The sequence below is a fragment of the Pseudomonas sp. GM60 genome (assembly GCF_000282415.1).
GTDB classification, from domain to species: domain Bacteria; phylum Pseudomonadota; class Gammaproteobacteria; order Pseudomonadales; family Pseudomonadaceae; genus Aquipseudomonas; species Aquipseudomonas migulae.
The window spans coordinates 1-10,315 of sequence record NZ_AKJI01000178.1 but is presented as its reverse complement, the minus strand read 5'-3'; the positions used below and the strand labels follow the sequence as shown (position 1 = coordinate 10,315).

General features: G+C 60.8%; 8 protein-coding genes, 1 pseudogene and 1 riboswitch. Of the genes and pseudogenes, 6 read left to right on the top strand and 3 right to left on the bottom strand.

Annotated elements, in window-relative coordinates:
- Positions 1–135 precede the first annotated feature (135 nt).
- A riboswitch (cobalamin riboswitch) is annotated at positions 136–363 on the top strand.
- Between the two features lie 120 nt (positions 364–483).
- The 4 genes from PMI32_RS00075 to cobM all read left to right on the top strand — a co-directional run bounded on the left by PMI32_RS00075 (position 484) and on the right by cobM (position 2,633).
- Entirely contained in the window at positions 484–678 is a 195-nt protein-coding gene (locus PMI32_RS00075) for a CbtB domain-containing protein (protein ID WP_008035814.1), read from the top strand.
- 11 nt (positions 679–689) lie between these two features.
- Positions 690–1,394: a CbtA family protein gene (locus PMI32_RS00080; protein ID WP_008035813.1), complete on the top strand. Its 705-nt coding sequence runs from the start codon at positions 690–692 to the stop codon at positions 1,392–1,394.
- Complete coding sequence (locus tag PMI32_RS00085) at positions 1,391–1,816, top strand: cobalamin biosynthesis protein (protein ID WP_008035810.1); 426 nt, start codon at positions 1,391–1,393, stop codon at positions 1,814–1,816. Before PMI32_RS00080 ends, PMI32_RS00085 begins: the two co-directional genes overlap by 4 nt.
- A 70-nt stretch (positions 1,817–1,886) precedes the next feature.
- Positions 1,887–2,633 (top strand): precorrin-4 C(11)-methyltransferase, encoded by a 747-nt coding sequence (cobM, locus tag PMI32_RS00090; RefSeq protein WP_008035806.1) that lies wholly within the window; start codon positions 1,887–1,889, stop codon positions 2,631–2,633.
- 163 nt (positions 2,634–2,796) lie between these two features.
- Here cobM and nfuA read toward each other — a convergent pair whose 3' ends face one another.
- Positions 2,797–3,381 carry a Fe-S biogenesis protein NfuA gene (gene nfuA, locus PMI32_RS00095; protein ID WP_008035804.1) on the bottom strand — a complete coding sequence of 195 codons (585 nt, stop codon included), beginning with the start codon at positions 3,379–3,381 and terminating at the stop codon, positions 2,797–2,799.
- Positions 3,382–3,581: 200 nt separating this feature from the next.
- Positions 3,582–5,879, bottom strand: coding sequence for a fatty acid cis/trans isomerase (locus PMI32_RS00100; RefSeq protein WP_008035802.1), 2,298 nt, complete (start codon positions 5,877–5,879; stop codon positions 3,582–3,584).
- A 156-nt stretch (positions 5,880–6,035) separates the two neighbouring features.
- On the opposite strand from PMI32_RS00100, the gene metH reads away from it, so the two are divergent.
- Entirely contained in the window at positions 6,036–9,746 is a 3,711-nt protein-coding gene (gene metH / locus PMI32_RS00105; RefSeq protein WP_008035800.1) for a methionine synthase, read from the top strand.
- Between the two features lie 170 nt (positions 9,747–9,916).
- A complete protein-coding gene (locus PMI32_RS00110; protein WP_008035799.1) occupies positions 9,917–10,135 on the top strand; it encodes a DUF2970 domain-containing protein in 219 nt (72 codons plus the stop codon).
- On the opposite strand, the pseudogene PMI32_RS00115 reads toward PMI32_RS00110, so the two are convergent.
- A pseudogene (locus tag PMI32_RS00115) lies at positions 10,132–10,315 on the bottom strand (LacI family transcriptional regulator); the annotation flags it as partial. The gene PMI32_RS00110 and the pseudogene PMI32_RS00115 overlap by 4 nt on opposite strands.

Here is a 10,315-nt window from a genome sequence, read left to right as displayed (position 1 = left end):
AAAGCCTTCGCGGGCAAGCCTCGCTCCTACAGGAAACACCGCGCCCCGTAGGAGCGAGGCTTGCCCGCGAAGAATCCACCTCGGTTCCGAGTTGAGAACCCTTGCCAATTGACGCCCAACCCCCGCCCATGCTCTCCTACACACCTTGTTACGGGTGCCCTTCACAGGGTGAAACGGGAAACCGGTGATTCATGTGCTTTACTCAAAGCCATGTCAGTCCGGTGCTGCCCCCGCAACGGTAAGCGAGCGAAGCGTCAGATCCACTGTGCCAGCAGTTCGGCATGGGAAGGTGACGCTTGCAGGTTTCGGCTGACGCCAAAGCCCCTCGTGAGCCCGGAGACCGGCCCGCAACACAAAGTGACGATTACGTTCACTGAATAACAAACCCGCGGTGGGCGGGCGCTGTTTGAATCTCTGCGAGCCCGATTCGCAGGGGTCTTCCATGCGCTCTATTCACCCGCTGACAGACCAGAGGGAAGCGCCATGTCGATCATCAGCAGCACCGGCCACACATCCGCCAGCACCACCACGACCACCCTGGCTCAACGCCTGACCGCCGCCCTCTGCGCGTCGATCCTTGGCGCGTGCCTGGTGTATTTCGCCGGTTTCTCGCACATCGAAGCGGTGCACAACGCTGCGCACGATACCCGTCACAGCTCCGCCTTCCCGTGCCATTGAGACCTGTCGACATGATCAAGCGTATTGCGCAAACCGCAGGTTTCACAGGGCTGCTGGCCGCCCTGTTGCTGACCCTGCTGCAAAGCTTCTGGGTCGCTCCGCTGATTCTGCAGGCCGAGACTTACGAAAAATCCGAGCCGGCCGCTGTTGAAGTTCATGAACACGCCGCCGGTGCCGCCGCTCACACCCACGATGCAGAAGCCTGGGAGCCGGAAGACGGCTGGCAGCGCGTGCTGTCGACAACTGGCGGCAACCTGGTAGTGGCTGTCGGTTTCGCCCTGATGCTCGCGGGCCTCTACACGCTGCGCTCGCCGACCAAAACCTCGCAGGGCTTGCTCTGGGGCCTGGCCGGTTACGCGACGTTTGTACTGGCACCGACCCTCGGCCTGCCGCCGGAACTGCCGGGCACTGCTGCGGCTGACCTGGCACAACGGCAAATCTGGTGGATCGGCACTGCAGCGTCCACCGCAGTCGGCATCGCGCTAATCGCTTTCAGCCGCCACTGGCTGATGAAGCTCCTGGGCGTGGCGATTCTCGCCGTCCCTCACGTGATCGGTGCACCACAACCGGAAGTGCACTCGATGCTCGCGCCGCAAGCCCTGGAAACGCAATTCAAAATCGCTTCGCAGCTGACCAACCTCGGATTCTGGCTGGCCCTGGGCCTGATCAGCGCCTGGTTGTTCCGCCGCAAAAGCGATGGTCAATACCACGCATGAGCGACACCAGCACAGCGCCGACGTTAGTGGTCGGCCTGGGCTGCCAGCGCGGCTGCCCCGTCAGCACGCTTCGGGCGTTACTCGATCTGGCATTACAGGCGCATCAAATCGGACTTCAGCAGATTACGGCGTTGGCCAGCATCGACCTGAAACGTGATGAACCAGGCCTGATCGAGCTTGCCGCACAACTCGAATTGCCGCTGACGTACTTCAGCAGTGAACAACTGAAAGATTACAAACCGCGACTCAGCCACCATTCGGACATCGCTTTTGAGCGCACCGGCTGCTACGGCGTAGCAGAAAGCGCCGCCCTCGCCCTTGCCGAACAACTGACCCAGGCGCCGGCAAAACTGCTGATTTCCCGACAAAAGTATGCCCAGGCGACCCTGGCATTGGCCTGCGCCGCGCAAAATCCCCGATAATCCTCGCCTTCGATCATGAGCAATCTTCATCTGAAGCCTTGCCCGGCCCCTTTTTTGACAGGAAACGACGATGACCGTCTATTTCATTGGCGCAGGTCCCGGCGACCCGGAACTGATCACCGTCAAAGGCCAGCGGCTGATTCGCAGCTGCCCGGTGATCATCTACGCCGGTTCACTGGTGCCCGCCGCCGTACTGGAAGGCCACAACGCCGAACAGGTGGTCAACAGCGCCGAACTGCACCTGGAACAGATCATCGAGCTGATCAAAACCGCCCATGCCAACGGCCAGGATGTGGCGCGGGTGCATTCCGGCGATCCGAGCCTGTATGGCGCGATTGGCGAGCAGATTCGTTACCTGCGCGAACTCGATATTGCGTTTGAAATCATTCCCGGTGTTACCGCGACGGCGGCGTGTGCGGCGCTGTTGGGTGCGGAGCTGACGCTGCCGGACGTGTCACAGAGCGTGATCCTGACCCGCTACGCCGACAAGACCGCGATGCCGGCCGGTGAAGAGCTGGGCAGCCTGGCGCAGCATGGGGCGACCATGGCCATTCATTTGGGGGTGAATCACCTGGAGAAAATCCTGGTTGAATTGCTGCCGCATTACGGCGCGGACTGCCCGATTGCGGTGATTCACCGGGCGACCTGGCCGGATCAGGATTGGGTGGTGGGGACGATTGCGGATATTGCCGGGAAGGTTGAGGCGAAGGGGTTTCGGCGCACGGCGTTGATTCTGGTGGGCCGGGTGTTGGGCAGCGATCATTTCAGTGAGTCGTCGCTGTATCGTGCCGGGCATGCGCATTTGTATCGGCCATAGCGGCCTCTTCGCGAGCAAGCCCGCTCCCACATTGGACCGCGTTCTCATGTTGAACTTGGTCCAATGTGGGAGCGGGCTTGCTCGCGAAGGCGTCCTTGAATTTAACGCATAAAAAAACGGCGCTCACGGGGCGCCGTTTTTCATGTCGCAGCGAACACCTTACTTAGTAGTAGGCGTTTTCTTTCTGCGTGTGGTCAGTCACGTCACGAACACCCTTGAGCTCGGGAATGCGCTCGAGCAAGGTGCGCTCGATGCCTTCACGCAGGGTGACGTCTGCCTGGCCGCAGCCCTGGCAACCGCCGCCGAACTTCAGAACGGCAATGCCGTCATCGACCACATCGATCAGGCTGACCTGACCGCCGTGGCTCGCGAGCCCCGGGTTGATTTCGGTTTGCAGGTAGTAGTTGATGCGCTCGTTGATCGGGCTGTCGGCGTTGACCATCGGGACTTTGGCGTTAGGCGCCTTGATGGTCAGCTGGCCGCCCATGCGGTCGGTGGCGTAGTCGACAACCGCATCGTCCAGGAAAGCTTCGCTGAACGAGTCGATGTAAGCAGTGAAGCTTTTCAGCCCCAGCGCAGTGTCTTCGGGTTTTTCTTCGCCCGGCTTGCAATAAGCAATGCAGGTTTCGGCGTACTGGGTGCCAGGCTGGGTGATGAAGACGCGGATGCCGATGCCCGGGGTGTTCTGCTTGGAGAGCAGATCAGCCAGGTAATCGTGGGCGGCGTCGGTAATGGTAATAGCGGTCATGGAAACTCCTCGCAGGCTTGGGCGCAGTTTACGCCAATCATCGCGCCGCACAAAGTCCTAGTATTTTTGTCGGGAAAGATTACGACAATACCTCTGCCTAATGTAGGAGCGAAGCTTGCTCGCGAAGGTGTGTCAGGCGACAGGTATGTAGCTGATACACCTTCGCGAGCAAGCTTCGCTCCTACGTTAGATAGGGGGATTCAGAGGTTTTCGTAGCGGTTCATGTCCAGCACGCCCTCTTCCACCGGATCGGTTTCATGGACGTACCGGCTCAGGTCATGGAAGTAGAACCAGAATTGCGGATGACTGCGGCGAATCCCCCAGCGTTCGACGATTTTCTCGAAGCGATTGGCATCCTTGGCGTTTTCCATCGCCTCGACAAAGGCTGGCACCTGATCGGCGGGAATGTTGAACATGAAGTTCGGATAGGTGCTGAGCACTCCCGGAAAAATGGTCAGCGTGTCGAGCCCCGGCTGATAACGCAGCGACTCACCGAGCAGGAATGCGACGTTGCTGTGCGCGCGGTTGCGCAACAGGCTATAAACCTCGCGTTTGCCGCTCGCGGCTTCGATACGCAACATCGTCGCTTCCGGCAGTTGATCAATGACCTTCAGCCCGGCGGCGGGCCGTGAGGCCAGGCGACTCAAGGCCTGCTCGGCGCTCTGCAAATCCGGGTCGATGTTCGGCCGCGAGCAATAGGCCCCGTCGCAGCGATTGATCGGATCGGGCTTGGCATTGAGCTCGCCGTAACGGGCCAGCAATTGCATGGAAAAGTCGCGTTTCGGGTCTTTTTCGTCGAGGTTCAGTGCCGTTGGCTTGTCGTTGTCGATGGCCTCGTAATCCAGCCACATCTTGAATTTGCCGCTGCTCTGGTACCAGTCGTCGAGATAGTCGTCGCGTGAATCGGCGGGCATCAGGCGCAGGAAGTTCTGCTCGGCGCCATTACGGATCAGGTCGAAATACAGGCGCGTCTGCGCTTGATGGGAAACGTTGCCGTACACGTCAAAGTTGACCGCCAACTGATAATACGTGCGCTCCAGCAACGGGAAATCGAACAGCCACATCGTTTGCGGCACATCGCCGATCAGGCCCTTGTTCACCGAGGCGCTGTCGAAATGCCGGAAGATGGTCAGCAGCGCGTTGTCGTTGCCGGCCCACAAAGTCGACCAGCTCGGCGCGGGCGCGTCGGCGTAGTTGTCGCGGCGCAGCACTTCGTACTCGTTACGTTTGTCGCGATAGTCATGCCACAGGCTCAGCACGCTGCCGACATCGTCGTTCTGCCCCGGCATGGCCAGTGACGGCGTGGCCTGGCCGCGGTAGATCGGGTCGATGATGTAGAGATCGTGTTCCGGCGCCTGGAACAGCGCCCAGAAGTTATCGCGAATCACATCCGTGGCGATCTGCCCACGGCACACCGGCCCGCGGATAAACGTGCGCACGAAGTATTCGGCGTTATCGAGCATGAACTGATAGCGCGCCTGCGCCGGAATCGCCTCGAACGTGGCAAACGGATTGGCCCGGCGCTCCGGACCGTAGCCCGGCAAGGCATTGGCCTGCCAGTTGCCGTTGTAGAACAGGCTTTTGACCCGCGCCATCTTCGCCGCGCTCAGCGGGTAGGTGATGTGGGTCTTCTGCACGATCACGCCCTGCACCGGCCACAAGCGGTAATACACCTGCGTGCCCGGATCGTCATTCGGGCGGCGGGTGTTGATCAGGTCAATCGGCTGGCCGGTCGGCGTGCGCGAACGCACCCATTGGAAGAAATGTCCCGGCTCACCGTCCTTGAAGTAAATGTGGGCAAGGAACCAGTGCTCGAACAACCAGCGCCCCACCAGGCTCTGCCGGGCGCCCGGCGAGTTGAGCAGGTTTTCCCACTGCACCACCTGCAAGGCTTCTTTCGCCGAAGGCACCAGGCCTTGTTCATCGATCGGCGCACCCGAGGCCAGCCAGCGTTGCAGCGTCTGGTACTGCTGATCGGTCAGGCCGGTGACCGCCAGCGGCATGCCTTCCTTCGGATGAGCGCCCGCGTAACCGTCGAACTCGGCCGGCATCGCGCACATGTTTTCACGATTGAGGCCCAGGACGATGTCTTCCGGCAATTTGGCATTGGGCGTCAGAGGCGTTTTGTGACCCAGTTCCAGCATCCGCGCCATCAACGCAGCCTGGCTGCCCTGGGCGTCGAGTACTGGATAGAAGCCCTTTTGCTGCCAGGCGTGCTTGCCGAAGGCGTCATAAAACAACCGGGTCGGCGCGGCCGCCTGGCTGCGGTCGCCGTCGTAAACCGGGACTTTCGACGCGCCGCGCGCCGCGCCTTCGCCGCTGCCCAGGTTGAGCTGACAGGCGGCGTCATTGCAGGCATGGCAGGCCACGCACTTTTCGGTGAAGATCGGTTGGATGTCGCGGGTGTAGGAAATGGCAGCGGAAGGCGCCAGGCCCTGCGCCACGGCGCCCCAGCTTAAAAACAGCAGTACGCTGCTGATGACGACGCGATACGACATGTCCCTGTTCCCGATCCTTGAAAAAACGCAGCGATTCTACCGGGACAGCGCCCAGACCAACATGAGCGATATTCATGCAATTCCCCGACATGCTCTAAAACCGCACAGGTTTGCTATGATTCCGCCCCTTCGTCATGGTCTTTCCGAGTAGTCCCAATGTCCGATCGCAGTGTTCGCCTTCAAGCCCTCAAGCACGCCCTCAAAGAGCGCATTCTGATTCTCGATGGCGGCATGGGCACGATGATCCAGAGCTACAAGCTCGAGGAACAGGATTACCGTGGCAAACGCTTTGCCGACTGGCCAAGCGATGTCAAAGGCAACAACGACCTGTTGGTGCTGACGCGCCCGGACGTGATCGGTGGCATCGAAAAAGCCTACCTGGATGCCGGCGCTGACATCCTGGAAACCAACACCTTCAACGCCACGCGGATTTCCATGGCCGACTACGGCATGGAAGAACTGGCCTACGAACTGAACGTAGAAGGCGCTCGCCTGGCCCGCAAGATCGCCGATGCGAAGACCCTCGAGAACCCGGACAAGCCGCGCTTCGTCGCCGGCGTGCTCGGCCCGACCAGCCGCACCTGCTCGCTGTCCCCGGACGTGAACAACCCCGGCTATCGCAACGTGACCTTCGATGAACTGGTGGAAAACTACACCGAGGCCACCAAAGGCCTGATCGAAGGCGGCGCCGACCTGATCCTGATCGAAACCATTTTCGACACCCTGAACGCCAAAGCCGCGATCTTCGCCGTACAAGGGGTGTTCGAAGAGTTGGGCATCGAGCTGCCGATCATGATTTCCGGCACCATCACCGACGCCTCCGGCCGTACCCTTTCCGGCCAGACTACCGAAGCGTTCTGGAACTCCGTGGCCCACGCCAAACCGATTTCGGTCGGCCTGAACTGCGCCCTCGGCGCCAGCGAACTGCGCCCGTACCTGGAAGAGCTGTCGAACAAGGCCGGCACCCACGTTTCGGCGCACCCGAACGCCGGCCTGCCGAACGAATTCGGCGAGTACGACGAACTGCCGTCGCAAACCGCCAAGGTCATCGAAGAATTCGCCCAAAGCGGCTTCCTGAACATCGTCGGCGGTTGCTGCGGCACCACGCCGGGCCATATCGAAGCCATCGCCAAAGCCGTGGCCGGTTATGCACCGCGTGAAATCCCGGACATTGCGAAGGCTTGCCGCCTCTCCGGCCTGGAGCCGTTCACCATCGATCGCAGCTCGTTGTTCGTCAACGTCGGCGAGCGCACCAACATCACCGGCTCGGCCAAATTCGCCCGCCTGATCCGTGAAGACAACTACACCGAAGCCCTGGAAGTCGCCCTGCAGCAGGTCGAAGCCGGCGCCCAGGTGATCGACATCAACATGGACGAAGGGATGCTCGATTCGAAGAAGGCCATGGTGACCTTCCTCAATCTGATTGCCGGCGAACCGGACATCTCCCGCGTACCAATCATGATCGACTCCTCGAAGTGGGAAGTGATCGAAGCCGGCCTGAAATGCATCCAGGGCAAGGGCATCGTCAACTCGATCAGCATGAAAGAAGGCGTCGAGCAATTCATCCATCACGCCAAGCTGTGCAAGCGCTATGGCGCTGCAGTCGTCGTGATGGCCTTCGACGAAGCCGGCCAGGCCGACACCGAAGCGCGCAAGAAAGAGATCTGCAAACGCTCCTACGACATTCTGGTCAACGAAGTCGGCTTCCCGCCGGAAGACATCATCTTCGACCCGAACATCTTTGCCGTGGCCACCGGTATCGAAGAACACAACAACTACGCTGTGGACTTCATCAACGCCTGCGCCTACATCCGCGACGAACTGCCGTACGCGCTGACCTCGGGCGGCGTGTCGAACGTGTCGTTCTCGTTCCGCGGCAACAACCCGGTGCGTGAGGCGATTCACTCGGTGTTCCTGCTGTATGCGATCCGCAACGGCCTGACCATGGGTATCGTCAACGCCGGCCAACTGGAGATCTACGACCAGATCCCGGTGGAATTGCGCGACGCCGTCGAAGACGTGATCCTCAACCGCACCCCGGAAGGCACCGACGCCCTCCTCGCCATCGCCGACAAGTACAAGGGCGACGGCAGCGTCAAGGAAGCCGAGACCGAAGAGTGGCGCGGCTGGGAGGTCAACAAGCGCCTGGAGCACGCACTGGTCAAGGGCATCACCACGCACATCGTCGAAGACACCGAAGAATCCCGCCAGTCGTTCGCCCGCCCGATCGAAGTGATCGAAGGCCCGCTGATGTCCGGCATGAACATCGTCGGCGACCTGTTCGGCGCCGGCAAAATGTTCCTGCCACAGGTGGTGAAATCCGCTCGCGTGATGAAGCAGGCCGTGGCCCACTTGATCCCGTTCATCGAACTGGAAAAAGGTGACAAGCCGGAAGCCAAGGGCAAGATCCTGATGGCCACGGTGAAAGGCGACGTGCACGACATCGGCAAGAACATTGTCGGCGTGGTACTCGGCTGCAACGGTTACGACATCGTCGACCTCGGCGTGATGGTGCCGGCCGAGAAGATCCTGCAAGTGGCCAAGGAGCAGAAGTGCGACATCATCGGCCTGTCCGGCCTGATCACGCCGTCGCTGGATGAAATGGTCCACGTCGCCCGCGAAATGCAGCGCCAGGACTTCCACCTGCCGTTGATGATCGGCGGCGCGACCACCTCCAAGGCACACACGGCGGTGAAGATCGAGCCCAAGTACAGCAACGACGCGGTGATCTACGTGACCGACGCCTCCCGCGCCGTGGGCGTGGCGACGCAGTTGCTGTCCAAGGAATTGAAAGCCGGTTTCGTCGAGAAGACCCGTCTGGAATACATCGACGTTCGCGAACGCACTGCCAACCGCAGCGCCCGCACCGAACGCCTGAGCTACCCGGCAGCCATCGCCAAGAAGCCGCAGTTCGACTGGAGCACCTACGCGCCGGTCAAACCGACGTTCACCGGTTCCAAAGTGCTGGACAACATCGACCTCAAAGTCCTGGCCGAATACATCGACTGGACGCCGTTCTTCATCTCCTGGGACCTGGCCGGCAAGTTCCCGCGCATCCTCACGGATGAAGTGGTCGGTGAAGCCGCCACCGCGCTGTACGCCGATGCCCAGGAAATGCTCGCCAAACTGATCGACGAAAAACTGATCAGCGCCCGCGCAGTGTTCGGCTTCTGGCCAGCCAACCAGGTGCGTGACGACGACATCGAAGTCTACGGCGATGACGGCAAGCCATTGGCCAAGCTGCATCACCTGCGTCAGCAGATCATCAAGACCGACGGCAAGCCGAACTTCTCCCTGGCCGACTTCGTTGCACCGAAGGACAGCGAAATCACCGACTACGTGGGTGGCTTCATCACCACCGCCGGCATCGGTGCCGAGGAAGTGGCCAAGGCGTATCAGGACGCCGGCGACGACTACAACTCGATCATGGTCAAGGCCCTGGCCGACCGTCTGGCCGAAGCCTGCGCCGAATGGCTGCACCAGCAGGTTCGTAAGGATTACTGGGGTTATGCCAAGGACGAGACGCTGGACAACGAGGCGTTGATCAAAGAGCAATACACCGGCATCCGCCCTGCTCCGGGCTACCCGGCGTGCCCCGATCACACCGAGAAGGCCGCGCTGTTTGCGCTGCTCGACCCCGAAGCCGCCGAAATGCGCGCCGGCCGCAGCGGCGTGTTCCTCACTGAACACTACGCGATGTTCCCGGCGGCAGCGGTCAGCGGCTGGTACTTCGCTCACCCGCAGGCGCAGTACTTCGCAGTGGGCAAGATCGACAAGGATCAGGTGCAGAGCTACACCTCGCGTAAAGGTCAGGAGTTGAGCGTGACCGAACGCTGGTTGGCGCCGAACCTGGGTTACGACAACTAACCACTCTTCGCGCTGAGCATCGCCTCTGTAGGAGCGAGGCTTGCCCGCGAAGAACGATGACGCGGTTTTCCTGTAGGACTACGGTGGCTTCTTCGCGGGCAAGCCTCGCTCCTACAGGATCCGGTTGGAATGTCTATGCTTACGATTCACACACAAGTGACGAGGGGTTTATGGACGATCCAGTCGACAACAAGCCGCCTACTTTCTGGCAAATGCTGCACAGCGTGATGGCGGCAGCTTTTGGTGTGCAAAGCGGAAAGAACCGCGCGCGGGATTTCACCCACGGCAAGCCGAGTCATTTCGTGATTCTGGGGATTCTGTTCACGGCGGTGTTTGCGTTGACGCTCTACGGCATCGTGCAACTGGTGATCATGCTGGCCGGGGTTTAGCGCATCAGGGTTTGCAGGCTGAACGGATAACGATAGGACACAGGCCGGCCCTTGGCCGACATTCGGCGGAAGTTCACGCCGTAGTCCGGCGACTCACCCATGGCCAGCATTCGCCTGGCGGTTGCCCTGTCGACCAGTTGCAGCAGCGGGATCTGGCGGTCACGGCCGCCGTACCGGCTG